Raw genomic sequence first — 24,349 nt, forward strand, 5'->3', positions numbered from 1 at the left:
ACTGCCAATAGTTAGACGAAGGGAGCTCGACGGTGAGCGACAGCGGGTCGGGTTCGCGGGTTGGGTCGCTGTTCGGGCCTTATCGGCTGATGAGGTTGCTGGGCAGCGGCGGGATGGGTGAGGTTTACCAGGCCGAAGACACCCGCAAACACCGGCTGGTCGCGTTGAAGCTGATCTCGCCGCAGTTCTCCAGCAACTCGGTATTCCGTGCGCGGATGCAACGCGAGGCGGATACCGCGGGCAGGCTGACCGAGCCCCACATAGTGCCGATCCACGACTACGGCGAGATCGACGGGCAGTTCTTTGTCGAGATGCGCCTGATCGACGGAACCTCGCTGCGCACCACGTTGACCCACTACGGTCCGCTGACCCCGGCACGGGCCGTGGCCATTGTGCGCCAGGTCGCCGCCGCGCTGGACGCCGCGCACTCCAACGGCGTGACGCACCGCGACGTCAAACCGGAAAACATCCTCCTCACCAGCAACGACTTCGCCTATCTGGTGGATTTCGGTATTGCCCGTGCCGCCACCGACCCGGGGTTGACCCAGAGCGGGATGGCCGTGGGCACCTACAACTACATGGCCCCCGAGCGGTTCACCGGCGGTGAGGTCACCTATCGCGCCGATATCTACGCGCTGGCCTGTGTGTTGGGCGAGGTTTTGACCGGGTCCCCTCCCTATCATGCCGACAGCGTCGAACGTTTGGTCGCCGCGCATTTGCTGGAGCCCGCCCCGCGGCCCAGCCAGCTGCGCCCCGGGATGATTCCCGTGGCCTTGGACCATGTGATCGCCAGGGGGATGGCCAAACAACCCGAAGAGCGCTATCACACCGCCGGTGACCTGGCCGCCGCAGCGCACGACGCGCTGACCGCAACGGAGCAGCACCAAGAGGCGTCGATTCTGCGGAAAGAAGGCGACAACGCGACCCTGCTCGCCAACGTTCCCGATACTCTTCGGGCCGGCGCCTGGGCTCACTACGGTTCGGGCGCGGACCCTAGGCCGATGGTTCCGCCAGAGCCGGTGCACGGCGAGCAGACAATGGCTCGTCCCGTGGCCCGTCCCGTGCCCGACGGCGGGAGCAGTGGCGGCTGGCGACAACCCGGGCCCGACGCGTCCCGGCCTAGCCGGAAACGCACGTGGTGGATCGTCGGCGCTGCCGCGCTGCTGCTGGTCGCCGCTATCGGTATTGCCGGATACCTGGTGGTGCGGCCGTCGTCTGGGCCGAGCCAGGCGTCGGGACAAACCGTGCTGCCGTTCACCGGCATCGACTTCCGCCTCTCCCCAAGCGGGGTGGCGCTGGACAAGGCCGGCAACGTGTATGTCACCAGTGAAGGCATGTATGGGCGGGTGGTGGAGTTGGCGCCGCAGTCGAACATCCCGAGGGTGCTGCCGTTCACCGGCCTCTACCAGCCCCAGGGGCTGGCCGTGGATAGCGCCGGCGCCGTGTACGTCACCGACTTCAACAATCGCGTGGTCACGTTGGCGGCCGGGTCGAACCAACAGGCCGTGCTGCCGTTCACCGGCCTCAATTACCCCGAAGGTGTAGCGGTGGATGGCCAGGGCAGCGTTTATGTCGCCGACCGGGGCAACAGCAGGGTGGTGAAGTTGGCGGCCGGGTCTAACACCCAGACCGTGCTGCCGTTCACCGGGCTCAAGAACCCGGATGGTGTGGCGGTGGACACCGCCGGCAACGTCTACGTCACCGACACCGACAACAACAGGGTGGTGAAGTTGGTGGCCGGATCGGACGCCCAGTCCGTGCTGCCGTTCACCGGCGTCTCGGCACCGTGGGGTATCGCGGTGGACGCCGCCGGCAACGTCTACGTCACCGAACACGACAGCAATCAGGTGATGAAATTGGCGGCCGGGTCTAACACCCCGACCGTGCTGCCGTTGACCGGCCTCAACACCCCGCTGGCGGTGACGGTCAATGACGCGGGGAACGTGTACGTCGCCGATCGCGGCAACGACAGGGTGGTCAAGCTGGCGGTGTGAGAAACAGCTCGTTGTGCGCGCCCGCGGCCGGTGGGGGATCGGTGGCTACGGCGTCGAAGCTGGCGTAGCGCGCCGGGGTGCGGATCACCGTGACGGCGTCCGCGCCGCTGCCAACCGGCAGGGCCAGCTCGTTCTCGGCGAACAGCGGGGTGTCGACGACCTGCTTCCAGGTGTGGGCGAGGCAGGCCATCAGGCCGCCTTCGTGTAGCAGCTCAACCCATTCGGCCGCGGTCTTGGCGGCCAGCGCGGATTCCAGTTCCTCGGTCAGCTCCGGGTAATTCAGGGCGCGGGCGCGCTGGTCGACGAATCGCTCGTCCTCCAGCAGGTCGGGCCGGCCGATGATCTCGCACAGCTTCGCCCAATGCTTGGGCACGTACGCGCTGATCACCAGGTACCCGTCGGCGGCCTTGAACGCGTCCGACGGCTGGGTGGCAAAGCCAACCCCCTTGCGCCGCTTACCTTTTGGCGCGGCATCCGGCTTGGGGCGGTCGCCGCCGGAGCGGTTCAGGTGCATGGTGAGCTGGTTGGCCTGCAGCCCGACGGCGACGTCGTACATCGCGACGCGGACCGTGTCGGCCACCCCGTGGCGCTCGCGGTTGAGCAGCGCGGCCAGCACCGCCTCGGCCAGCACGTGACCGCTGGCGTTGTCGACGAGCTGGAACGGGATGATCTGCGGTTTGCCGTCCGGCGTGGGCATCCCGGTGGTCATGCCCGCCTCGGCGGCGACCATCAGGTCGACGCCCGGCCTGCTGCCGTGCGGGCCGTTGCCGCCGTAGGCCGACAGCCGCGCGTAGATCAGTCTGGGGTTGCGCGACCGCAGGTCGTCGGGGCCCAACCCCATGCGCTCCATCACCCCGGGCCGAAACCCTTCCAGCACAACGTCGGCCGTGTCGGCGAGCCGCAGTATCTGCCGCTTGCCCTCCTCGGTGGTCAGGTCCACGGTCACCGACTTCTTGCCCCGGTTGTTCGGCAGGAAATACGTCGCCAGCGGCGGGCGTCCGGGCAGCACCGCGGTGATCTGCCGGGCCGCCTCACCGCCCGGCGCCTCGACCTTGATCACCTCGGCGCCCAAGTCGGCCATCACCTGTCCGGCCAGCGGCCCGGCCACGTTCTGGGTGAAATCGAGCACCCGGAATCCGTCGAGTGGCTTGGCGGGCTTGCCGTTTGGGCTGTTGGGCATGGGTGGGGCCTTCCGTTAACCTGCCTTGCGCAGGACCGCCGTGCAGTAGTAGTTCTTGGCGAAGGGCGCGTCCGGGTCGGCGGGCTGCAGCGGTAACCCGTTGTCGCCCAACAGCTTATTCAGCGGGGTGCGAACCGGGTGCCAGCCACGGTCGGCCAGGTAGGTCGCCACGTCGTTGCGCTCGCCGGGGAAACCCAGGTTGTCGAGCGCGACGTCGAGACCGCTCTCCCGCCACGTGCCGGCGGCCGCGTTCAGGGCCTGCTGATTGGCCTGCGAGTTCAGGAAGACTTCGGCCACCAGCCGGCTGCCGTCGGCGCTGAGCGCGGTCACGTTGTCCAGCAACCGATCCTGGGCGTCGGCGGGCAGGAAGCCGAGCAGCCCCTCGGCGGCCCACGCGGCGGGCCGACCGGTGTCGAACCCGGCCCGGCGCAGCGCCGTCGGCCAGTCGTGGCGCAAGTCGATCGGGACGGCCCGCACGTCGGCCGCGGGCTTGGCGCCGAGTGCGGCGATGGTGGCGGTCTTGAATTCGATGACCCGCGGCTGGTCGATCTCGAAGATCGTGGTGCCCGCCGCCCAGGGCAGCCTATAAGCGCGTGCGTCCAGACCGGCGGCCAAGATGACCACCTGGCGGATGCCCGCGTCGGCCGCCTCGGAGAAGAAGGTGTCGATGTAGCGCGTGCGCGCGGCCAGCATGTCGGTCATGCGCTGCATGCCCCAGGGCGCACCGGGGACGTCGACGTCCCTGGAGTCGAGTTCGCCGGCGGCCCACCGGGTGAAGAAGTCGATGCCGACGGCACGCACCAGCGGCTCGGCGAACGGGTCTTCGATCAGCGCGTCCCGGGTGGCCCGGGCTCGTCCCGCCGCGACCATGGTGGCGGTGGCTCCCACACTGGTCGCCAGGTCCCAGGTGTCGTTGTCGGTGCGGCCCATCGCACGATCCCCTTCCGTCTACTGATTAGCCAGAATAACGACACGCGCGCCGGCCCTGGCCGGGCCCCAGCCGGTAGTGCACAGTGGGACGATGACGGCGAAAGCGCTCAGGCGCCTCGGATTGGAAACCTGGTCGCTGCTGCTGTTGGTGCGGTCCGGAGGCTTGCGGTTGATCCCGCTCTGGCGGATCGCCGCGGTGCTGCGCGCACTGCACCGCTACGGCCTGTTGGGTGCGGCGACCGTGATCACCGCCGCCCGAGACCGCAACGGGCTGGCGCTGATCGACGAGCGCGGTGCGCTCAGTTTCGCCGACCTGGACAACCGGACCAACGCGTTGGCCAACGAGTGGCGCCAGCGTGGGCTCGGCCCGGGCGCCCGGGTGGCCATCCTGACCGGAAATCACAGGGGCTTCCTGGAAGCGGTGTACGGGGCCGCCAAGTGCGGCGCCGGGGTCGTGCCGCTCAACACCGGCTTCGGCGGCGGGCAACTCGCCGGCATGGTCGCCCGCGAAGGCATCGACTTACTGGTCTACGACGACGAGTACGACGCCGCCGTCGCCGACATCCACCCGCGGCTGGGGCGGTATCGGGCTTGGGTACAAACACCGACGCACACACCGGGGCCCGACACCCTCGACGCGCTGATCGAGCGCGGCGACACCAACCCGCCGCCCAAATCCGGCGGCCGGCCCAAGATCGTCATCTTGACCAGCGGGACGACCGGAGTCCCCAAGGGCGCCACGCGCTCGGAACCCTACTCGCTGATACCGGTCGGCGGCCTGCTCGGCAAGGCGCCGTTTCGCGGCCGGAAAGTCACCGAATGCTGTGTGCCGCTGTTTCATTCGCTGGGCTTCAGCCACGCGATGTACGCGATGGTGCTGGGCTCGACGCTGGTGCTGCGTCGCCGGTTCGATCCGCGGCAGGCCTTGGACAGCGTGGCCGCGCACCGGGCCAGCGCCATGATCGTCGTGCCGGTCATGCTGCGGCGCATCCTCGACCTGGGCCCGGCGGCCCTCGCCGACCGCGACCTGTCGGCGCTGCGCATCGTGTTCGTCGGCGGATCCCAGCTCGGGGCCGCGCTGGCCACCCGCGCGATCGAAGCGCTCGGACCGATCGTCTACAACATGTACGGGTCCACCGAGGTCGCCTACGCCACCATCGCCACGCCCGGTGACCTGGCCGTCGCGCCGGGATGCGTCGGGGGAGTCGTGCCCGGATCGGTCGTCAAGGTGTTCACCGACGACGGCCGCGAGGCTCCGCCCGGAACGACGGCGCGGATTTTCGTCGGCAACGTGCTGGCGTTCGAGGGCTACACCGGCGGCGGCACCAAGGAGTCGATCCGGGGCCTGCTGGCCACCGGCGACGTCGGGCATTTCGACCGGGCCGGCAGGCTGTTCATCGACGGCCGCGACGACGAGATGATCGTCTCCGGCGGCGAGAACGTGTACCCGGGCGAGGTCGAGGAGGCGCTCGCGCACCATCCCGACATCCTCGACGTCGCGGTCGTCGGCGTCAGCGACGACGAGTTCGGCCAGCGGCTGCGCAGCTACATCGTGCTCCGGCCCGGCGCGTCGCTGACCGAGCGGGATGTCCAGGAGTACGTCCGAAACCGGTTGGCGCGCTTCAAGATTCCTCGCGACGTGGTCTTCGTCGACGCGCTGCCCCGCAACGCCGGCGGGAAGGTGCTCAAACGCCTGTTGAAAACGTGAGCCGCGGCACGGGCTTTGGCAACGGTCCTGTTACGGCCGGGTGTCGAACCATTTGGCCGTGCCGGGTTGCCGCTACCCTCGCGCCATGACCACTTCCCCCGTCATCGCCGCAGAATGCGGAATCGTCGCGCCGCGCGGCGCCGGGTGGCAGCAAAGCGCCCGGTGGGCGCGGCAGTTGGCCTGGGTCAGCCTGACCGTGGTGCTCGTCGAGGGCGCCGTCGGGCTGTGGCAGGGCCTGGCGGTCGGATCCGTCGCGCTCACGGGATGGGCCCTGGGCGGCGGTTCCGAGGCGCTGGCCAGCGCCATGGTGGTATGGCGCTTCAGCGGCGCACGCACGCTGTCCGGGACCGCCGAGCGGCGCGCGCAACGCGGTGTCGCCGTGTCGTTTTGGCTGACCGCCCCGTACGTCGCGGCCGAGTCCCTGCGCCATTTGACCGACGAGCACCACGTCGACGCCTCGCTGATTGGCATCGGGTTGACGGCGGCCGCGCTGTTGCTGATGCCGATTCTGGGCTGGGCGAACCGCAAACTGGGCGCGCGGCTGGGCTCGGAGGCCACCGAGGGCGAGGGCACCCAGAACTACCTGTGCGCCATTCAGGCCGCCGGGGTGCTGACCGGGCTGGCCATCACGGCCACCTGGCCCGGCGGCTGGTGGTTCGACCCGATGATCGGCCTTGCCGTCGCCGGCATCGCGGTGTGGCAGGGCATCCGCTCCTGGCGCGGCCACTCCTGCGGCTGCTGACCGAAGGCGTCAGCCGTCGGGTGAGGCCGGGTCGTCGCCCCAGGTGCTTGGCATTCTCGGCGTGAGCGGGCCCCCGCCGAACCCATCGTCCGGCAGCGTGATCAATCCTGCCGCGGTACCGGCGAAACCGGATGATCCCGCACCCGAGGGCACCGCCGCAGGCTCTGGCTCCACATCCATGTATTCGTACCCACGGCCGAGCTGTTTGACCTTCACCCGCCGCCGCGGCCCATCCGGAGCCCGTTCCTCGCCCGGCGCCGCGGCCGCCGGGGCCTGGGCGTCGTCGAGTTCGGGCAGCTTCTTCGGGCGTGCGCCGGCGGCCGCCGCCCGCCGGGCGCCGGCGGTAAGGCCACCGACCAGGTAGGAAAAACCTTCCAGCGTGACCACCGGTGGTGCCGATGGCGGTGGCGGGGGGCCGCCGGGCGCGGGAACCGCGGCGGCCGCGGCGGGCGCGGGAGCCGGCGCGGGGGTCGGGGCCGGTGCCGGAGTGGGGGTCGGGGTCGGTGTTGGTGCCAACGCGGCGAGCGCAGGGGTCGGGGCGATAGACGCGACAGGGATGCCATACAGCCCCGCCAATCCCGCCAAGCCCGCCAGGCTGCCCAGGGGGGTGACGGCCAACGGCGCCAGCGGGACGGTCAACAGCGGCAGAAAGGCCGGGATTAACGCAACAGCTTGCTCGAGCAGGGTCTTCAGCAGCGCGATGGTGTCGGTGATGATCGTGCCAATGGCTTCGACGCTGGTGAACATCAGGGTGAGACCGATGGTCGCGGGATTACCCGAGGCGAACGCCGCCGCAAGGTCCGCCCCTATGAACGCGAACGTTTCCGACAGATAAGCGACATAGGAGCCGACATCCATCGGGTAGCCGAGGGCGAACGCGATGTTGAACGGGTTGAGGAAGACTAGCGGGTTGCCGAGCTCGGGCAGCCACGGGTCGAATCCGGAAAATATCGATTGCAGGTAAGGGTCGTTCAGCAGGGCGTCTATCAGCGGCTGTAAGAAGTTGTTGTAGAAGTCGGTGTATCCGATTTGCTGGAGCCATTGTTCGATTTGGGACTCCTGGTCGGGAGGTAGCGACTCGGCGGAAGTGGCCGCCGGCGCATTGGCTTTCACGATCTGCGGGGCCGGTGTGATGTGCGGCGATGTCGCCACCGCTGCGGTGGCAACACCGTGATAGGTGCCCATCACGGTGGCGGCCTGGATCCACATCCGCACATAGTCGGCCTCGTTCAGCGCGATCGGAATCGCGTTGATGCCAAAGAAATTCGTTGCTATCAACGCCGCGTGGGTGGCGTGGTTGGCGGCCAACTCGGCCAGTGTCGGCATGGCCGCCAGCGCGCCGGTGTAGGCGGTGGCCGCGGTCTCGTGCCGGGCGGCCATCGCGGCGCTGTCGACGCTGGCCTGCGTCAGCCACGCCAGATAGGGCACATGGGCGGCGACGTAGGTCTCGGCCGTCGGGCCGTCCCAGCCGCCGGCCTGCACGGCGCCCAACAGGGCGGTCAATTCCTCGGCGGTTTCGGCATATTCGGCGCTCAGCGAGTTCCATGCCGCGGCGGCCGCCAGCAGCGCACCCGGCCCCGGGCCGCTGCTCAACAGCGCCGAATGCACCTCCGGTGGTGCGGCCATCCACATGGACGTCGGTCGGCTCTCTCGGGGTCCACCGCCCCGGGTCGCGGGATGCGACGACGCGAGTGTCCTGGCTCTCGGATCGCCGCTCGCCTCGCCTTCCAGCCGGTGGCCGTGGCTGCTGAGGGTCGCTCCCCGATGACAGTGGCGGGACGGCGCCGGATTTGCACCGGCTTCCTGCATCGTCGTCGCCTTACGGGCGACATTGTCGCACGCGGCTAAGTCGCCACTAGTCCAGGCGGTACCGGATCAGCCGGGAGCTGTTGGCCACCACCGCCACCGACGACGCATTGTGCAGGATCGCGGCCAGCACCGGGGACAACGCGCCGCCCGCGCCGATGATCAGCCCGGCGGCGTTGACGGCGATGGACATGCCGTAGTTCTCCCGGATCACATCCACGGCCCGCGCGCCCAGGTCCCGCACGTCGAGCAGGCGATGCAGGTCGTCGTTGGCCAGCGCCACGTCGGCGGTCTCGACGGCGACGTCGGTTCCGGCCAGCCCCATGGCGATCCCGATGTCGGCGGCGGCCAGCGCCGGGGCGTCGTTGATGCCGTCGCCGACCATGCCGACGACGAAGCCGTCGCCTTGCAGCTCGCGCACCACCTCGAGCTTGTCCTCCGGCATCACCTCGGCGCGCCACTCGTCGATCCCCAGCTCTTCGGCGACCACCGCGGCGATGTCGGGATGATCACCGGTGAGCATGACGATGCGGCGAATGCCGTTGGCGCGCAGCTGTATTAGCACCTCAGCGGCCTCGGGCCGCACCTCGTCGCGCAGGCTGATCAGCCCCACCAGGGTGCCGTCCACCGCGAGCAGCAGCGGCGTCTCGGCCTGGCGCCGCAGCTTGTCCACCCACTCCTGCGCCTTCTTGGACACCTTCACCTTTTCGGCGCGCAGCAGTGATGGGCTGCCCAGCAGCAGGGTCCGGCCGTCGGCCCAGGTCCGCATGCCCAGGCCCACCAACACCTCGCACTCCTCGTGCGGCGGGATGCTGATGTGGCGTTCCTCGGTCGAGCGGATCACCGCCTCGGCCAGCGGATGACGGGAGTGGATCTCCGAGCTGGCCGCATACGCCAGCACCCGCTCCGGATCCCAATCCTTGTGCATGGCAACGATATTCGTAACTACCGGGCGTCCGACGGTCAGCGTTCCGGTCTTGTCGAACACGATCGCGTCGACCCGGCCCGCCTGTTCGAGGTGGGATCCGCCCTTGATCAGGATGCCGCGGCGCGCGCCGTTGCCGATCGCGGCGCTGATCGCGGTCGGGGTGGACAGGCCCACCGCGCACGGGCACGCGATCAACAGCATGGTCATCGCGCGGCGGACGTCTTTCGTGATCGCCAGGGTGATCGCCGAGACGATGAACGAGGTGGGCACGAAACGGCGGGAGAAGGTTTCGCCGACGGTCTGGATCGGCGCCCGATCGTGTTGGGCCTCTTCGACTCTGGCGATGATGCGCCCGATGGCGGTCTGGCTGCCGACGGCGCGGGCGCGCACCACCACCCGGCCGCGCACCACCACCGAACCGGCGTGCACGCGCGAGCCGACCAGGACGCTGACGGGCAGCGTCTCGCCGGTGATCGCGGACTGGTCGACGATCGCCTCGCCGTCGACCACCTCGCCGTCCACCGGTATCGCGACGTGGTCGTGGACCACCACCTCGTCGCCGATCTGCACGGTGTCGATCGGCACCTGGATCTCGGTCCAGGGGCTAGGGCCCCCAGCGGGCCCCGTCAGCCGGATCCACGCCGTGTCCTGGGTGCCGCGCAGCAGCTCCGAGATGGCCCGCCGGGTGCGCCGCAGGGTCAGATCCTGTAGGTACTCACCGATGTTGAGCAGCCACAGCACGGTGAGCGCGACCACGTTCTCGCGCAACACCAGGCTCGCCACGGTCGCGGCCGACACCAGCGCGTCGGTGCCGGCGCGCCCGGAGCGCGCCGAGCGCAGGGCGCCGCGCAGGAAGGGGTAGCCGGTGAACACGGTGACGCCGGTCGCGACCAGCCGCCCGCTCGGGCCGAGCAGCGGCGGCCGCGCGAACACGTAACGGCGCACGCCGAGCAGCGCCAGCGCCGCGCCGCCGATGACCATGCGCAGCACGTCGGCGTTGCGGATCTCCGACGAATGCGGCGCGCGGGCCGGGATGAGCTCGGCGGCGACGTGCGCGGCCTCGCGGATTGCCTTGAGCGCCAATGCGCGATCGCACCGACTGGGGGAGTACCACACGACGACGGATCCGGTGCGCGGGTAGGCATGCACGGCGCGCACACCGGACTGCTTGGCGACGGCCTCTTCGACCGCCACGGCCCTCCGGGAGTTGCCGCGCACCCAGTCGACCGAAACCCGCATGCGTCCGGCCGCGTCCGAAACCACTTGCAAGGCGAGGTCTTCCGCGGTCAGGACGGACATGTCCGCCCGATCAGTGCTCGTGCTGGTGGTCGTCGGTGATCGACGGCGTGGGCGCTTCCTCGCCGATGCGTTCGCGGGCTTCGGCCATGACGTCGGCGAGCTTCAGCCGGGCGGACTCGGCGGCCTCCTCGGCCTTGCGGGTTCCGCGCAGCCCCAGCTCCGCCGCCGACACCGCGGTCTCGTGCAGCGGCGCCTTGGCCACGGCCTTGCGCACCACCTCGTAGGCGGTCACGCCGACCAGACCGGTGACCACCGTTCCCGCCGCCTTTGCCAAGAGCCCGTACACCGCCATTGCCTGAACCTTCCCGTCGTCGCAGCGTCAGCTAATGATCGCACGACATTAACATTAAAGTATTGCGATATCAATATGAATAGCTGCTAGCCCTCGTCAAAGACTTTTGCGACTGCGGAGTGTGGTGGCATACGCGTCTCCGGCCGGCGATTGCAGGATCGGCGTGCCGTCAGGCAATTGTTGATCACGCCAGCCGCAGAAGGTTTTGACCAAATGGTATGTGCGGCAACAACATTTGATTTGCCCAGATGGGTGGGCCGAATCGCCGATTTCAACGGCGTACCTCAGCTGTCAACGGTCACGTATTCCCCCAGGTTTGGGGCAAACAGGCTCGCGAACGTCGGACCTCTTGCCACCGAGCGACGGTCAGGCTGCGGTGTGACCGCCGTGGTCAAGCTTCTCAGCGATCCAGACCTTGATGAGTGATTGGCGGGTGACTCCGAGCCGGGTTGCTTCGCGGTCGAGTTCGGCGATCATCCAGACCGGGAAGTCGACGTTGACGCGCCGGTGTTCCTCGCCGGGCCGCCGTGACCGTGTCGTGTCGAGGGCGGCCGCCATGTCCTGACCGTCGTCGAACCGCTTGTCGAACTCGTTAGCTTTCATAGATCGCTACCTCTCCTTCCCTCGAGCGGCGCACGGAAATGATTCGCACGTGGTCGTCTCGGTAGGTCACGACTGCCGACCAGCATCGGCCATCGATCTGACCTATCACCACCCACCTCGGCTCATCCGTCGTGCGTGCAGGGACCTCGATGCGGCGCGGATCCCGCTAGATGGACTGCGCCGCATCAAAGTCGATGCCATGCTTGACCAGGTTTGCCGCGCTCTTGGCGGGATCAAACTCAAAGTCAGGCATGTATAAAAATCATACCTTAATGACACCGGCCTCGGCTGGATACACCCAGCCCGCAGCGGCGGGCCCCATCTGTCAATGGCAAGGGCATGCCCGCACCCCAAACCGGTCCACCCGACCCCGACCCCCGCCGTTTTAGAGGACCCGGGTCACCTTCTCGGTCTCGATCCGGCGCTGCACCAGCGCCCGGTCGGGGTTGGCCACCTGCACCAACGACGCGCCCACGGCCAGGATCGCCAGCAGGCCGTCCACCAGGTCGCCGGGCCGCGTCCACGACGCGCTGGAAAGCACCCGGTCGTTGGGCGTCAATCCCCTTGCGGCCGCGGAAGTTTCGCACTCTGCGAGGACCCGTGCGACCGATAGGCCTTCCAGCGCCGGACCCGGATGGCGCTCGGGAACGATCTGGTCGCCATGCACCCGCACCGCGGTGGCGTAGTCGGTGACGCCGACCGGCAGGTCGGGCGCGGGGCGGCCGAACGGGTCCAGCGACAGCACGGCCACCTCGCCGGCGCCTGTACCGTCGGCCTCGTCCAGCCGTTCGGCCGTGCACAGCGCCACATCGGCCGCGCCGTTGAGCACCGCCTCGGCGCCGATCCACCACACCCCGAACAGAACCGCCGCCGTCTGCCAGTGCGCCGGCAGCAGGACCGCGACCCGGCTGGCCGGCCCGGCGCCCAGCTCGTCGCGTAACAGGTTGCCGGTCTTGGCCGCCCAGTTGGCCAGCGTCACCGCGGACAGTTCGATGCGCTCGCCGGTCTCGTCGTCGTAATAGGTGATGCGCGGACCGACCGGGTTAGCCCGCAGTATCGGGTCCAGGATGGCCGCGGAGAGCGTGCTCAGTTGATGCACTCCGGCTTGTCGGAGCCGGCGGTCAGGATCGGCGACGGCGGCGGAACGTTCGAGTCGGCGCCCGACCCCGGGTTCGACGCCAGGGCGGTGACCACCCGGCTGTCCCCGCTGAGCCCGGAGCCCGGGCCGGTGTAGTCGTTGGCCAGCACCACCCGCACCGATCCGGCCGGTATGGACGCATCGGCGGCGACCGGCAATCCGCCCAGTTCCTTGGAGACCTGCTGGGCGCCCAGGTCGTCGGTCTTGGCGGCCCGCACCTGGCTGGCCTTCACGTGGCCGCCATCGTTGTTGCCGACGGTGCCGATCGTAAAACCCTTGGAGCTCAACACCTCCGACACCGCGGCCGCCAGCCCGTTGATGTCGGTGTCGTTGACCACGGTGGCGGTGGTCTTGGCGGGCGTGTAGGCCAGTTCCTCGGTCTTGCCCTGATCCTGGCCATGCAGCAGCCCGGCGACCCAGTCGGCGACCTGGTGCGGGTCCACCCGCACCACGCTTTGCATGCCGTCATCGCTCCAGCCGGCGCCGTCGAGCACCGGAATGGTGGCGAAGGCGACCTTACCGCCGGCCAGCTTCTGCAGCTGCTGGATGAAGTCCATGACGTCCCACCCGGAGGAGAGCACCACCGAGCGCTGGACGGCCGCCTCCAGCCGCTTCAGCGTGGTCGGGCTGGACAGCGTCCTGCCGGAGATGACCCGGTGGGCCAGCGAGGCCATCACCGCCTGCTGGCGCACCACCCGGTCCAGGTCGCCGCGCGGCAGCTCGTGGCGCTGGCGCACGAAGCTGAGCGCCTCCGGGCCGTCGAGTCGTTGCGGGCCGGCCGGGAAGTCGGCGCCCGAAAGCGGTTCGAACACCGGCTCTTTGAGGCAGACGTCGACGCCGCCGAGCGCGTCGGTGATCAACGCGAAACCGAGCAGCCCGATCTCGGCGTAGTGGTCCACGGTGACCCCGGTGAGGTCGGCCACCGTCTTGATCAGGGCCTCGCGACCGGCCTCGGTGCCCCGCGCCGCGGCGTCCTCGGCGGAATCGCCGGCCTTGACCAGGCTGGCCCGCTTGGCTTCCCGGGTTTGGCCGTAGACGCCGTTGATCTTCGTCTTGCCCAGGCCGGGGGCCGCGACGTAGGAGTCCCGCGGGATCGAGATGGCCGTGGCCGACTTCCCGTTGTTCGGTATCCGGATCAGGATGATCGTGTCGGTATTGGTCGCCTCTTCGTCGCCGGCCCGCAGGGTGGCCAGCTCCTCCTGGGACAAGGGGTTGCCGTGCGCATCGGTGCGGCTGTCCAGGCCGACGAGCAGGATGTCGATGGCGCCGTCGTCGCCGCCCTTGCCCAGCGAGGGCGCGGACATGTGGAAGATGCCGTCCTCGAACGACCGGACGTTGCTCCACGCGATGCCGGTGCCGACGACGACCATAACGGTCAGCACGGTTGCAACCACACGAACCACACGTTGCGCAGGCATCACACTAGGTTACTTGTGACACAGCTGGTTGTCGGGTAGCCGGCTGCGGCGTGCCAGACTCGAACCATGTCGGCCAGGTCAGAGAGGCTCGTGATCACCGGCGCCGGCGGGCAGCTGGGCGGCCGTTTGGCGGCGCTGGCCACCGATCGGGGCCGCGACGCGCTGGCGTTGACGTCGTCGCACTGGGACATCACCGACCCCGCCGCGGCCGGGCGGATCGTCGAACGCGGCGACGTGGTGATCAATTGCGCCGCGTACACCGACGTCGACGGCGCCGAGAGCGACGAGGCGCGCGCCTACGCGGTCAATGCCGCCGGCCCCGAACACATCGCGCGCGCCTGCGCGCGCGCCGGCGCCCGGTTGATCCACGTGTCCACCGACTACGTGTTCAGCGGCGACTTCAAGGGCGGCCGGCCGCGCCCCTACGAGCCCGGCGACGAGACCGACCCGCGGGGCGTCTACGCGCGCAGCAAGCTCGCCGGCGAACGGGCCGTGCTGGCCGCGCTGCCGGACGCCACGGTGGTCCGTACCGCCTGGGTCTACACCGGCGGGGCCGGCAAGGACTTCGTCGCCGTCATGCGCCGGCTCGCCGCCGGCGACGGCCCGGTGGACGTGGTCGACGACCAGACCGGGTCGCCGACCTACGTCGCCGACCTGGCCGCGGCGCTGCTGCAGGTCGCCGACGACCGCGTGCCCGGGCCCATCCTGCACGCCGCCAACGAGGGCGAGGTCTCCCGCTTCGGGCAGGCCCGCGCGGTGTTCGAAGAATGCGGCGCCGACCCGGCGCGGGTGCGGCCCGTCGGCAGCGCACAATTTCCGCGACCGGCGCCGCGCCCGAGCTACTCGGCGCTGGGCGGCCGGCAGTCCGCCGCCGCGGGCCTGACGCCGCTAAGGCCCTGGCGCGCTGCGCTTATCGCCGCGCTCGCGGCAGCTGGCAGCGATGCCGCGGCCGGCCGACCGTTACCCTCTACGCGTGACTGACGCCCTGCCGGTCGTGACGGTGACCTACTCGCCGGGCCCCCACCTGGAGCGATTCCTGGCCTCGTTGTCGCTGGCCACCGAGCGCCCGGTCAGCGTGCTGCTGGCCGACAACGGCTCCACCGACGGGACCCCGCAGGCGGCCGTCGAGCGCTACCCGAACGTGCGGCTGCTGCACACCGGCGCCAACCTCGGGTATGGAACCGCGGTGAACCGCGCGGTCGCGCAGCTGGATCGGAAGCAAGACTGGGTGATCGTCGCCAACCCCGACGTGCAGTGGGGCCCGGGCAGCATCGACGCGCTGCTGGACGCCGCCGCCCGCTGGCCGGGAGCCGGCGCGCTGGGCCCGCTGATCCGCGATCCCGACGGGTCGGTGTACCCGTCGGCGCGGCATCTGCCGAGCCTGATCCGCGGCGGCATGCACGCGGTCGTCGGGCCCTTCTGGAAGCGCAACCCGTGGACGGCGGCCTACCGCCAGGAGCGGCTCGAGCCCAGCGAACGCGTGGTGGGCTGGCTGTCGGGGTCATGCCTGCTGGTGCGCCGGTCGGCCTTTAGCCACGTCGGTGGATTCGACGAGCGCTACTTCATGTACATGGAGGACGTCGACCTGGGCGACCGCCTCGGCCGGGCCGGCTGGCTGAGCGTCTACGTCCCGTCGGCCGAGGTCCTGCACCACAAGGGCCACTCCACCGGGCACGACCCGGCGAGCCACTTGGCCGCGCATCACAAGAGCACCTACATCTTCCTGGCCGACCGCCATTCCGGGTGGTGGCGGGCCCCGCTGCGCTGGACGCTGCGGGGATCGTTGGCGGTGCGTTCCCGTCTGATGGTGCGCCAGTCGCGCCGACGGAGACTGGCAGAAGGGCGGCGCTGAGTTGGCTAATCCTCAGGTCGATGCGGTGATCCTGGTCGGCGGCAAGGGCACCCGGCTGCGGCCGCTGACGCTGTCGGCGCCCAAGCCCATGCTGCCCACCGCCGGGCTGCCGTTTCTGACCCATCTGCTGTCGCGGATCGCCGCGGCGGGCATCGAGCACGTCATCCTGAGCACGTCGTATCGGGCCGCGGTGTTCGAGGCGGAGTTCGGCGACGGGTCCAAGCTGGGCCTGCAGATCGACTACGTCACCGAGGAACGGCCCCTGGGAACCGGCGGCGGCATCGCCAACGTCGCCGACAAGCTGCGGCACGACACCGTGATGGTGTTCAACGGCGACGTGCTCTCCGGCGCCGACCTGGGTCAGCTGCTGGCGTTTCACCAGGCCAACCGGGCCGACGTCACTTTGCACCTGGTGCGGGTGGGCGACCCGCGGGCCTTCGGCTGCGTGCCCACCGACGAAAACGGCCGCGTCGTCGCCTTCCTCGAGAAGACGCAGGATCCGCCGACCGACCAGATCAACGCCGGCTGCTACGTCTTCGCGCGCGACATCATCGACCGGATTCCGCGGGGCCGCGAGGTCTCGGTGGAACGCGAGGTGTTCCCGGCGCTGCTGTCCGACGCCGACGTCAAGGTCTGCGGCTACGTCGACGCCTCCTACTGGCGCGACATGGGCACGCCGGAGGACTTCGTCCGCGGCTCGGCGGACCTGGTGCGCGGGATCGCCCCGTCGCCGGCGCTGCACGGCCACCGCGGCGAGCAGTTGGTGCACGACGGCGCGGCGGTGTCCCCGGGCGCGGTGCTGATCGGCGGCACCGTCGTCGGGCGGGGCGCCGAGATCGGGCCCGGTGTCCGGCTGGACGGCGCGGTGATCTTCGACGGCGTCAAGGTCGAGGCGGGCAGCGTGATCGAGCGTTCCATCATCGGCTTCGGCGCCCGCATCGGTCCCCGGGCGCTGATCCGCGACGGCGTGATCGGCGACGGCGCCGACATCGGCGCGCGCTGCGAGCTGCTGCGCGGCGCCCGCGTGTGGCCCGGCGTCGCCATTCCCGACGGCGGGATCCGCTACTCGTCCGACGTGTAGGCCTCTTCCGCCGAGCGTCACGCTAGCGTGACGCTGCGCGTCGACGGTCACGCTAGCGTGACGCTCGGCGGAAGAGGCGTGACGCTCGGCGGGCGGGGTGTCCAGCTCGGCGTCGGCGGTCACGCTAGCGTGACGCTCGCGTCGCGCGGGCGACGAGATAGGCGAGCGCGTGATCGGTGCCGGCCGGCAACGCGTCGGCCGGCCACCAGCGCAGGTCCTCCGACTCGTCGCTGATCGCGATCTGCGCGCCGGCCGGCGCGCGCGCCACGAACTGCAGGTCGAGGTGGCGGGTCGGCACACCCAGCGAGCAGGTGACCGGGTGCACGTGCACGGCGGCCAGGTCGGGCGCGATGCGCAGGCCGGCGACGCCGGATTCCTCGGTGGCCTCGCGCAACGCCGCGGCAACGACGTCGGCGTCGTCCTCGTCGCAGTGCCCGCCCAGTTGCACCCAGCGGCGCAGGCGGCGGTGCAAGGTCAGCAGCACCCGGTCGCCGGTGTCGTCGAGCACCAGCGCCGAGGCGGTGACGTGGCCCGGCACGCACTCGCGACGGCAGGCATCGGCGTGGCCCTGCACGAAGGCCAGCACGGCGTGCCGCAACGAATCCTGCGCCGGATCGGGCGCCCGCCAGTCGGTGAGGATCGAGATCGCCGAATCCCTGAGGCTCACCGCGATGCCTCCGCCATAACCGCGCCCGCGAACGTCTTCACTTGCGGATCAGCAAGTCCGCTACATCGGCCGGGTCGCGCAACCCAGCCGCTTCAGAGGCGTAGCCGATCGCGATGGCGCCCAACGGTTCCCAGTCGGCGGGTAGGTCGAGCTCGGCGCGGACCAGGTCGGCGGCGAAGATCGTCGAGCCGATCCAGCAGCTGCCCAGCCCGCGAACCGCCAGCCCGACCAGCAGCGCCTGCACGGCCGCCCCGACCGCGACGGTGAACATGGTGTGCTCGGCGCCGGCGCGGGCGGCATCCGGATAGGCGTGGGCGCCGTCGGGGACCAGGAACGGGATCACCACCTCCGGTGCGTCGTAGAGGATCTGGCCGCGCGCCACCCGCCGTTCGATCGCGTCGGCGGGCCGGCCGTCGCCGGCAAGGTCCGACCGCCACTTGCCTTTCATGCGGTCCAGCAGCCGGGTGCGGGTGGCCGGGTCCTGCAGCCACACGAAACGCACCGGCCGGGTGTGGTGGGGGGCCGGCGCGGTCAGGGCCTCGGCGACGGCGGCCTCGACCAGCCCCGGCGGCACCGGCTCGTCGCCGAACCGGCGCACCGACCGGCGCAGCAGCTGCGCCTGCCCGCGACCCAGCTCGATGGCCTCGGCGGTGCCGAGCCAGAACAGGTCTTCGGTGCCCGGCCGCAGCAGCCGCCGGGCCGTCGTGCCGTCGTCGGGCAGGTCAAGGCCGCGCACCACGGCCACCGGCATCGCGGTCAACTTGCCCTTGACCAGATCGGCTGCCGCCGCGATCTCGTCGGCGATCGCGATCTCGGTGACCACCAGCTCGTTGCCATACCGGTCGACGGCCCCCGAATAGCTGTGCAGCACAGCCAGACCCGCCGCGCCGACCGCCGCGTCGGTCTGGCCGTTGCGCCACGCGCGGCCCATCGTGTCGGTGATGACCACGGCGACGTCGACGCCGAGCCGCTCCCGCAGCCCGGCCCGCAGCGCCGCGGCGCTGGCGTCGGGATCGACCGGCAGCAGCGCCAATTCGTCGCTGCCGACGTTGGATCCGTCCACGCCGGCGGCGGCCTGGACCAGACCGAGCCGGTTCTCGGTGATCAGGGTCCGGCCCTTGCGCGCCAGCACGCGCACGGCTTCGTCGTCGACCAGCTTGCGGCGCAGCTCATCCCGCGCCTCGGCATCCCGCGGCGCCGGTACCAGCCGGCCCTCGCACTTGGACACCACCTTGCTGGTCACCACCACGACGTCCCCGTCGCGCAGCCAGGGCGCGGCCGCGGCGACGGCCGCACCCAGATCGTCGCCGGGCCGGAATTCGGGAAGCCCGGCGACGGGCAGGATCTCGATCGCCGAGCCGGTGCCATGCTCGGTCACGCTGCCAGGCCCGCGAGTTCCAGCCCGGCGCGCACCATCTCGGCCGTCGCCCGGGGGTCGCTCATCAACAGCGGTATCGCGCGCACCGAGACCCCCTCGACGTCGGCCTCATCACCCTCGTGCACCAGCCAGCAATCCAGTATCCCGGTGGCCCGGCGCGCCCCGTAATGCCGGCCGACCGCCTCCGCGGTGGACTTGACCCCGATCACCGAAAGGCAGGCATCGGCCATGCCGCGCAACGGCTTTCCACCGATGATCGGCGAGTAGCCGACGACCGGGGCCCGGGCCGCACGCAACGCGCCGCGAATGCCGGGCACGGCCAGGATGGCGCCGACGCTGACCACCGGGTTGGACGGCGCCAGCAAGATGACGTCGGCGTCGGCGATGGCGGCCACCGCTTCGGTTGTGGCGCTGGCATTTTCGGCGCCGACGAATGCGAAGCTGTGCGTCGGCACCTGGGCCCGGTAGCGCACCCACCACTCCTGGAAGTGGATTGCCCGACGGCCGTCGTCGGCCGGATCGGTGATCACCACGTGTGTCTCGCAGCGGTCATCGCTGGCCGGCAGCAACCGCGCGCCCGGTTGCCAGCGGTCGCACAGCGCGGTGGTGATCTGCGACAGCGGATAGCCGGCCCGCAGCATCTGGGTGCGCACCAGATGGGTGGCCAGGTCGCGGTCGCCCAGCGCGAACCAGTCCGGCTGGACGCCGTAGCGCGCCAATTCCTCCTTGGCGTGCCAGGTTTCGTCGCGGTGTCCCCACCCCCGCTGCGGGTCGACGCCTCCACCTAAGGTGTACATGCAGGTGTCCAAATCCGGACAGACGCGCAGCCCGTGGATCCAGGCGTCGTCGCCGACGTTGACGACCGCGGTTAGCTCATGGCAATCCGAGCCGTCGGCCGGGCCCCCCTGCGGCGCGAACTGACCCAGCGCGAGCAGCCGCTGGACCCCCAGCAGGAAGCGGGCGCCGCCGACCCCGCCGACGAGAACGGTGACCTTCACACCGCTCGACAGTACTGGGCGGTGGGCGATGTGATGGACACGCCGAGGGTCGAAAACAACAGAAACGCCGAAATTTCGTCACGAGATGATATGGAAATAGGTCATAACGCTTGACCCGGCAGGTCAACGAGTGTCTAATCACAACAGTGTCATTTCCCGGTTGGTCGCCGATTCCGGTGTCGCAGACCGAGATTCGATCACTTGTTCGAATTGTCTGTACATCAGAACAGTGGGAACTCACTGACTCACTCTCTCAATCAAAGCTGAGGAGGCGGACGAAGCATGTCTTACGAGCACCTTCGGGGCGTTATGACAGGCACACCGCACACCACTATTGGCTCGGCGCCGGCGGCTCAGGCGTTAAATGCCCGTCCGCACCTGACCGTGGTTCCCGATGCGCCAGTCGCATTCGAACCGGAGCCCTCGCCGCCGCCGACCACCGACCAATGGCAGGACCGCGCCCTGTGCGCGCAAACGGATCCCGAGGCCTTCTTCCCGGAGAAGGGCGGCTCGACACGTGAGGCCAAGAAGATCTGCCTCGGCTGCGAGGTGCGTCATGAATGCCTGGAGTACGCGCTGGCGCACGACGAGCGCTTCGGCATCTGGGGCGGCCTTTCCGAACGTGAGCGCCGCCGCCTCAAGCGCGGCATCATCTGACCATGGCGCGCGCCGCGGCGCAACGTTATTCGTCGTCGATCGTCGGATCGATGACCGAGGGCTCGACGTCCAAGTAGATGGCCACCTGAGCCACCAGGATTTCGTGCAGCAACTCGCCGAGTTCGATCGTGTCCTTGGCCCGTCGCTCAATTGGCTTGCGGAACAACACAATTCGTGCCCGCGTGGCGTTGCCACGGACGTCGACGCCGGCCGGGATCAAGCGGGCCAAAGCGATGGGTCCGTCGGCGATGACCTCGGGCGGCCACTGCACGCTGTCGGGGTCCTTGGCGGCGATGCGGGGGATTTCGTCGACCGCCACGTCGAGGTCGGCCACTCGTTCCTGCCAGCGCCGCTCGATGGGCTCGTAGGCCTCCAGCACGGCCATGTCGAACCGCTCGGCCCGGCTGCGCCATCCCGGCACCGTCGGCGGCAGCAGCGGGCCGCGCATGTCGCGGCCCCGTCGAGACCCGCGGTAGGAGGCCGATCGGTGCCGATCGTTTTGCGGGGAGCAGCGCGATTCGCCCACGCGCCGATGGTAACGGTTGCACATCGTGGGTCGAACAGATGCGCGTGTCCGGCGCTTCCGCGGCGTTTGTCCACGATAGCCTTTCGGTCGTGAACGTTCCCCGTCGCTGTTGCCGGCCCGGGTGTCCGCACTATGCCGTGGCGACCTTGACGTTCGTCTACTCGGACTCGACGGCGGTGGTGGGTCCACTCGCGACCGCGCGCGAACCGCATTCGTGGGACCTGTGCGTCGGCCATGCCGGCCGGATCACCGCGCCCCGCGGATGGGAACTCGTTCGCCACGCCGCCCCGTTGCCCACCCATCCCGACGAGGACGACCTGGTCGCCCTTGCCGACGCGGTGCGCGAGGGCCGCCCGGGCGATCGGGGCCTGCCCAACAACGGGGCCGCCGGCGCGCCGCGGAACGGCTGCGGCGGCTTTGAGGGTTTTGCCGATCCCCATGTCCAGCACGCCGGAGCCCACGCGACCGCGCCGAGCAGCGGGCTGCTCGCGCCGCCCGAGCGTCGTTCCGGGCGGCGCCGCGGACATCTGCGGGTGTTGCCCGACCCTGCCGACTAGTGCCGCCGCGGTGCCCCGTGCACCGTTGCGGCCCGTGTCTTACCGGGCCGATAGGCTGACGTCGAAGAGGGGGAACAACCCACGTCGTCAGGAGGTCCCCGCATGTCTCGGCCCGCCGCGACCGTTCGCCGTGTCATCAAGGCGTACGACGTGCGTGGGCTGGTCGGCGAAGAGCTCGACGGGCCGTTCGTCGCCGACGTCGGGGCCGCGTTCGCCAGGTTGATGCGCGCCGAGGGCGCGCGGCAGGTGGTCCTCGGCCACGACATGCGAGACAGCTCGCCGGCGCTGGCCGCCGCGTTCGCCACCGGGGTGACGGGCCAGGGCCTGGACGTGGTGCGGATCGGCTTGGCGTCCACCGATGAGCTCTATTTCGCCTCGGGGCTGCTGGAGTGCCCCGGCGCGATGTTCACCGCGAGCCACAACCCGGCGGCCTACAACGGCATCAAGCTGTGCCGGGCCGGCGCGAAACCCGTCGGCGCCGAGACCGGGCTGAGCGTCATCACCGACGACGTGATCGCCGGGGTCAAGCCGGGTGACGCGGCGCCCGGAACCGTCACCGACCGGGACGTGCTGGCCGACTACGGGAAATTCCTGCGTTCGCTGGTGAACACCTCCGGGCTGCGCCCCCTGCGGGTGGCCGTCGACGCCGGCAACGGCATGGCCGGCCTCACCGCGCCCGCCGTGCTCGGCCCGATCGAGTCGATCACCTTGCTGCCGTTGTACTTCGAACTCGACGGCTCGTTTCCCCACCACGAGGCCAACCCGCTCGACCCGGCCAACCTGGTGGACCTGCAGGCCTATGTGCGCGACACCGGCGCCGATATAGGGCTGGCCTTCGACGGGGACGCCGACCGGTGCTTCGTGGTCGACGAACGCGGCCGGCCCGTGGCGCCGTCGACGGTGACCGGCCTGGTGGCCGCCCGCGAGCTGGGCCGGGAGATCGGCGCCATGATCATCCACAACGTGATCACGTCGCGCGCGGTGCCCGAACTGGTCACCGAGCGCGGCGGCACGCCGCTGCGCTCACGGGTCGGGCACTCCTACATCAAGGCGCTGATGGCCGAGACCGGCGCGATTTTCGGCGGCGAACACTCGGCGCACTACTACTTCCGTGACTTCTGGGGCGCCGACTCCGGGATGCTCGCGGCGCTGTACGTGCTGGCCGCCCTCGGGGAGCAGCAACGGCCGCTCTCGGAGTTGACCGCCGACTACCAGCGCTACGAATCCTCCGGCGAGATCAACTTCACAGTGGCCGACGCGTCGTATTGTATTGACGCGGTGTTGAAGTCATTCGGCGGCCGGATCCAGTCCATCGATCACCTCGACGGGGTGACGGTCGATCTGGGCGACGGCAGCTGGTTCAACCTGCGCACCTCCAACACCGAGCCGTTGCTGCGGCTCAACGTGGAGGGTCGCAGCGTCGAGGACGTCGACGCTGTGGTCGCCCAGATCCGCGCCGAGATCGCGCAGGCCGCACCGTGAACGCCACCCGGGCGATCGATCTGGAAGACACCGAGGGCCTGCTCGCCGCCGACCGGGACGGCCTGCTGCGGGCCGCGTCGTCGGCGGGCGCGCAGGTGCGCGCGATTGCCGCGGCGGCCGACGAAGGCGCGCTGGACCCGCTGCGGGTGCACGACCGTCCGCGCAGCGTGGTCTGGGTGGCCGGCCGGGGGACCGCCGAGACCGCCGGCGCCATGCTGGCCGCGACGCGAAGCGGCGCGGCCTCCGAGCCGATCGCGGTCGCCAGCGAGGTGCCGCCGTGGGTCGGGCCGCTTGACGTGCTGATCGTCGCGGGCGACGACCCCGGTGATCCGGCGCTGGTCGCGGCCGCGGCGACCGGCGTGCGCCGCGGAGCGCGGGTGGTCGTGGCGGCACCGTACGAGGGTCCGCTGCGGGATACCACGGCGGGCCGGGTCGCCGTCCTGGAGCCGCGGGTGTGGGTTCGCGACGAGTTCGGATTGTGCCGTTACCTGGCGGCGGGCCTGGCCGTCTTGCAGACCGTGGACCCCAGACCGGGCGTCGACCTCGGGTTGCTCGCCGACGACCTGGACGCCGAGGCGCTGCGCAACAGCGCCAGCCGCCAGGTGTTCACCAATCCGGCTAAGACGATCGCCGCGCGCATGGCCGATTGCCACATGGCGCTGGCCGGCGACTGTGCCGCGACGCTGGCGCTGGCCCGGCACGGCAGCTCGGTGCTGCTGCGGGTCGCGCACCACGTGGCCGCCGCCACCGGGCTGGCGGACGCGGTGGTGGCGCTGCGCGCGATTTCCCAGTCGGGGGACGCCCCGTCCTCGGTGGATGCGCTCTTTCACGACGAAGAAATCGACGGGCCACTGCCCGAGCGGCTGCGGGTGCTGGCGCTCACGCTGGCCGGCGAGCGGACGGTAGTGGCCGCCCGGGTCGCCGGGCTCAACGAGGTCTACCTGATCACGGCCGAGGACGTGCCCGAAGCGCCCGGCGGTGTGGGCGGGTCCGGCGGTTTGGTCGGGACCCTGGCTCCGGGAGGCGCGGCAAGCCCCGAGCAGCAACTGGCAGTATTGGCCGTTCGGCTGGAGATGGCCGCCGTTTACATGCGACTGGTGCGGGGATAGTTAG

General features: G+C 70.2%; 23 protein-coding genes and 1 riboswitch. Of the genes, 10 read left to right on the forward strand and 13 right to left on the reverse strand.

The genetic code is table 11. The features are described from left to right. Positions 1–89 precede the first annotated feature (89 nt). Complete coding sequence (locus K3U93_RS05690; RefSeq protein WP_139797233.1) at positions 90–1,994, forward strand: serine/threonine-protein kinase PknD; 1,905 nt, start codon at positions 90–92, stop codon at positions 1,992–1,994. Here K3U93_RS05690 and K3U93_RS05695 read toward each other — a convergent pair. After that, the gene (locus K3U93_RS05695) at positions 1,978–3,174 is read right to left on the reverse strand and encodes a CoA transferase (protein WP_083012900.1); all 1,197 of its coding nucleotides are present in this window, start codon (positions 3,172–3,174) and stop codon (positions 1,978–1,980) included. The two genes, K3U93_RS05690 and K3U93_RS05695, sit on opposite strands and share 17 nt — an antisense overlap. A 15-nt stretch (positions 3,175–3,189) precedes the next feature. Then, positions 3,190–4,104, reverse strand: coding sequence for a class I SAM-dependent methyltransferase (locus K3U93_RS05700; RefSeq protein ID WP_083012903.1), 915 nt, complete (start codon positions 4,102–4,104; stop codon positions 3,190–3,192). 91 nt (positions 4,105–4,195) lie between these two features. Here K3U93_RS05700 and K3U93_RS05705 point away from each other — a divergent pair, with 91 nt between their 5' ends. Together K3U93_RS05705 and K3U93_RS05710 are read left to right on the forward strand one after the other, a co-directional pair. Continuing rightward, on the forward strand, positions 4,196–5,812 hold the full coding sequence (locus tag K3U93_RS05705) for an AMP-binding protein (protein ID WP_083012905.1): 1,617 nt from the start codon (positions 4,196–4,198) through the stop codon (positions 5,810–5,812). Positions 5,813–5,897: 85 nt separating this feature from the next. After that, on the forward strand, positions 5,898–6,554 hold the full coding sequence (locus K3U93_RS05710; protein WP_071508915.1) for a cation efflux transmembrane domain-containing protein: 657 nt from the start codon (positions 5,898–5,900) through the stop codon (positions 6,552–6,554). 9 nt (positions 6,555–6,563) lie between these two features. Here the strand turns inward: K3U93_RS05710 and K3U93_RS05715 are convergent, their stop codons facing one another. The 7 genes from K3U93_RS05715 to K3U93_RS05745 form a co-directional block, all read right to left on the reverse strand. Continuing rightward, positions 6,564–8,186: a PPE domain-containing protein gene (locus tag K3U93_RS05715; RefSeq protein WP_220688591.1), complete on the reverse strand. Its 1,623-nt coding sequence runs from the start codon at positions 8,184–8,186 to the stop codon at positions 6,564–6,566. A gap of 37 nt (positions 8,187–8,223) precedes the next feature. Next, positions 8,224–8,403, reverse strand: a riboswitch (cobalamin riboswitch). Positions 8,404–8,409: 6 nt separating this feature from the next. After that, entirely contained in the window at positions 8,410–10,587 is a 2,178-nt protein-coding gene (ctpC, locus tag K3U93_RS05720; protein ID WP_083012260.1) for a manganese-exporting P-type ATPase CtpC, read from the reverse strand. Between the two features lie 10 nt (positions 10,588–10,597). Beyond that, on the reverse strand, positions 10,598–10,879 hold the full coding sequence (locus K3U93_RS05725; RefSeq protein ID WP_071510999.1) for a DUF1490 family protein: 282 nt from the start codon (positions 10,877–10,879) through the stop codon (positions 10,598–10,600). Between the two features lie 366 nt (positions 10,880–11,245). Further along, positions 11,246–11,482: a type II toxin-antitoxin system BrnA family antitoxin gene (gene brnA, locus K3U93_RS05730; RefSeq protein ID WP_071510998.1), complete on the reverse strand. Its 237-nt coding sequence runs from the start codon at positions 11,480–11,482 to the stop codon at positions 11,246–11,248. Then, positions 11,472–11,633 carry a BrnT family toxin gene (locus K3U93_RS25440; RefSeq protein ID WP_420915403.1) on the reverse strand — a complete coding sequence of 54 codons (162 nt, stop codon included), beginning with the start codon at positions 11,631–11,633 and terminating at the stop codon, positions 11,472–11,474. The genes brnA and K3U93_RS25440 overlap by 11 nt, the downstream gene beginning before the upstream one ends. A 234-nt stretch (positions 11,634–11,867) precedes the next feature. Continuing rightward, entirely contained in the window at positions 11,868–12,581 is a 714-nt protein-coding gene (locus K3U93_RS05740) for a TIGR03089 family protein (RefSeq protein WP_071510996.1), read from the reverse strand. Next, the gene (locus K3U93_RS05745) at positions 12,569–14,041 is read right to left on the reverse strand and encodes an LCP family protein (protein ID WP_139797184.1); all 1,473 of its coding nucleotides are present in this window, start codon (positions 14,039–14,041) and stop codon (positions 12,569–12,571) included. Before K3U93_RS05745 ends, K3U93_RS05740 begins: the two co-directional genes overlap by 13 nt. Before the next feature lie 63 nt (positions 14,042–14,104). Here K3U93_RS05745 and rfbD point away from each other — a divergent pair, with 63 nt between their 5' ends. From rfbD to manB, 3 genes are read left to right on the forward strand one after another with little or no spacing between them, the layout of a single operon-like run. After that, complete coding sequence (gene rfbD / locus K3U93_RS05750; RefSeq protein ID WP_083012263.1) at positions 14,105–15,019, forward strand: dTDP-4-dehydrorhamnose reductase; 915 nt, start codon at positions 14,105–14,107, stop codon at positions 15,017–15,019. Beyond that, positions 14,979–15,890, forward strand: a complete 912-nt coding sequence (locus K3U93_RS05755) for a glycosyltransferase family 2 protein (RefSeq protein WP_139797185.1) — start codon at positions 14,979–14,981, stop codon at positions 15,888–15,890. The genes rfbD and K3U93_RS05755 overlap by 41 nt, the downstream gene beginning before the upstream one ends. Position 15,891: 1 nt before the next feature. Beyond that, the gene (gene manB / locus K3U93_RS05760; RefSeq protein ID WP_071510992.1) at positions 15,892–16,971 is read left to right on the forward strand and encodes a mannose-1-phosphate guanylyltransferase; all 1,080 of its coding nucleotides are present in this window, start codon (positions 15,892–15,894) and stop codon (positions 16,969–16,971) included. Positions 16,972–17,095: 124 nt separating this feature from the next. Here the strand turns inward: manB and K3U93_RS05765 are convergent, their stop codons facing one another. From K3U93_RS05765 to cofD, 3 genes are read right to left on the reverse strand one after another with little or no spacing between them, the layout of a single operon-like run. Continuing rightward, positions 17,096–17,638 (reverse strand): NUDIX hydrolase, encoded by a 543-nt coding sequence (locus K3U93_RS05765; RefSeq protein WP_071510991.1) that lies wholly within the window; start codon positions 17,636–17,638, stop codon positions 17,096–17,098. Positions 17,639–17,675: 37 nt separating this feature from the next. Then, positions 17,676–19,016: a coenzyme F420-0:L-glutamate ligase gene (locus K3U93_RS05770; protein WP_083012268.1), complete on the reverse strand. Its 1,341-nt coding sequence runs from the start codon at positions 19,014–19,016 to the stop codon at positions 17,676–17,678. Further along, positions 19,013–20,014 (reverse strand): 2-phospho-L-lactate transferase, encoded by a 1,002-nt coding sequence (gene cofD, locus K3U93_RS05775; RefSeq protein ID WP_071510989.1) that lies wholly within the window; start codon positions 20,012–20,014, stop codon positions 19,013–19,015. The genes K3U93_RS05770 and cofD overlap by 4 nt, the downstream gene beginning before the upstream one ends. A 309-nt stretch (positions 20,015–20,323) precedes the next feature. Here cofD and K3U93_RS05780 point away from each other — a divergent pair, with 309 nt between their 5' ends. Beyond that, positions 20,324–20,671 carry a WhiB family transcriptional regulator gene (locus K3U93_RS05780; protein ID WP_083012271.1) on the forward strand — a complete coding sequence of 116 codons (348 nt, stop codon included), beginning with the start codon at positions 20,324–20,326 and terminating at the stop codon, positions 20,669–20,671. Between the two features lie 25 nt (positions 20,672–20,696). On the opposite strand, the gene K3U93_RS05785 is transcribed toward K3U93_RS05780, so the two are convergent. Next, complete coding sequence (locus K3U93_RS05785) at positions 20,697–21,119, reverse strand: metallopeptidase family protein (protein ID WP_071510987.1); 423 nt, start codon at positions 21,117–21,119, stop codon at positions 20,697–20,699. Between the two features lie 167 nt (positions 21,120–21,286). On the opposite strand from K3U93_RS05785, the gene K3U93_RS05790 reads away from it, so the two are divergent. From K3U93_RS05790 to K3U93_RS05800, 3 genes are all read left to right on the forward strand, one after another. After that, complete coding sequence (locus K3U93_RS05790) at positions 21,287–21,754, forward strand: DUF3499 domain-containing protein (protein WP_217808454.1); 468 nt, start codon at positions 21,287–21,289, stop codon at positions 21,752–21,754. Between the two features lie 102 nt (positions 21,755–21,856). Next, positions 21,857–23,236: a phosphomannomutase/phosphoglucomutase gene (locus K3U93_RS05795; RefSeq protein WP_083012273.1), complete on the forward strand. Its 1,380-nt coding sequence runs from the start codon at positions 21,857–21,859 to the stop codon at positions 23,234–23,236. After that, positions 23,233–24,345 carry a TobH protein gene (locus K3U93_RS05800; protein WP_083012275.1) on the forward strand — a complete coding sequence of 371 codons (1,113 nt, stop codon included), beginning with the start codon at positions 23,233–23,235 and terminating at the stop codon, positions 24,343–24,345. Before K3U93_RS05795 ends, K3U93_RS05800 begins: the two co-directional genes overlap by 4 nt. The last annotated feature ends 4 nt before the right edge of the window (positions 24,346–24,349 follow it).

It is taken from the genome of Mycobacterium malmoense, assembly GCF_019645855.1.
Lineage (GTDB): Bacteria > Actinomycetota > Actinomycetes > Mycobacteriales > Mycobacteriaceae > Mycobacterium > Mycobacterium malmoense.

Coding starts and splice junctions, on each gene's coding strand:
- K3U93_RS05780 (WP_083012271.1), top strand. CDS start 20,324: ATGACAGGCACACCGCACACCACTATTGGCTCGGCGCCGGCGGCTCAG.
- K3U93_RS05725 (WP_071510999.1), bottom strand. CDS start 10,879: ATGGCGGTGTACGGGCTCTTGGCAAAGGCGGCGGGAACGGTGGTCACC.
- K3U93_RS05695 (WP_083012900.1), bottom strand. CDS start 3,174: ATGCCCAACAGCCCAAACGGCAAGCCCGCCAAGCCACTCGACGGATTC.
- K3U93_RS05705 (WP_083012905.1), top strand. CDS start 4,196: ATGACGGCGAAAGCGCTCAGGCGCCTCGGATTGGAAACCTGGTCGCTG.
- K3U93_RS05795 (WP_083012273.1), top strand. CDS start 21,857: ATGTCTCGGCCCGCCGCGACCGTTCGCCGTGTCATCAAGGCGTACGAC.
- K3U93_RS05785 (WP_071510987.1), bottom strand. CDS start 21,119: ATGCGCGGCCCGCTGCTGCCGCCGACGGTGCCGGGATGGCGCAGCCGG.
- brnA (WP_071510998.1), bottom strand. CDS start 11,482: ATGAAAGCTAACGAGTTCGACAAGCGGTTCGACGACGGTCAGGACATG.
- K3U93_RS05690 (WP_139797233.1), top strand. CDS start 90: ATGAGGTTGCTGGGCAGCGGCGGGATGGGTGAGGTTTACCAGGCCGAA.
- rfbD (WP_083012263.1), top strand. CDS start 14,105: ATGTCGGCCAGGTCAGAGAGGCTCGTGATCACCGGCGCCGGCGGGCAG.
- ctpC (WP_083012260.1), bottom strand. CDS start 10,587: ATGTCCGTCCTGACCGCGGAAGACCTCGCCTTGCAAGTGGTTTCGGAC.
- K3U93_RS05700 (WP_083012903.1), bottom strand. CDS start 4,104: ATGGGCCGCACCGACAACGACACCTGGGACCTGGCGACCAGTGTGGGA.
- K3U93_RS05715 (WP_220688591.1), bottom strand. CDS start 8,186: ATGTGGATGGCCGCACCACCGGAGGTGCATTCGGCGCTGTTGAGCAGC.
- K3U93_RS05755 (WP_139797185.1), top strand. CDS start 14,979: ATGCCGCGGCCGGCCGACCGTTACCCTCTACGCGTGACTGACGCCCTG.
- K3U93_RS05710 (WP_071508915.1), top strand. CDS start 5,898: ATGACCACTTCCCCCGTCATCGCCGCAGAATGCGGAATCGTCGCGCCG.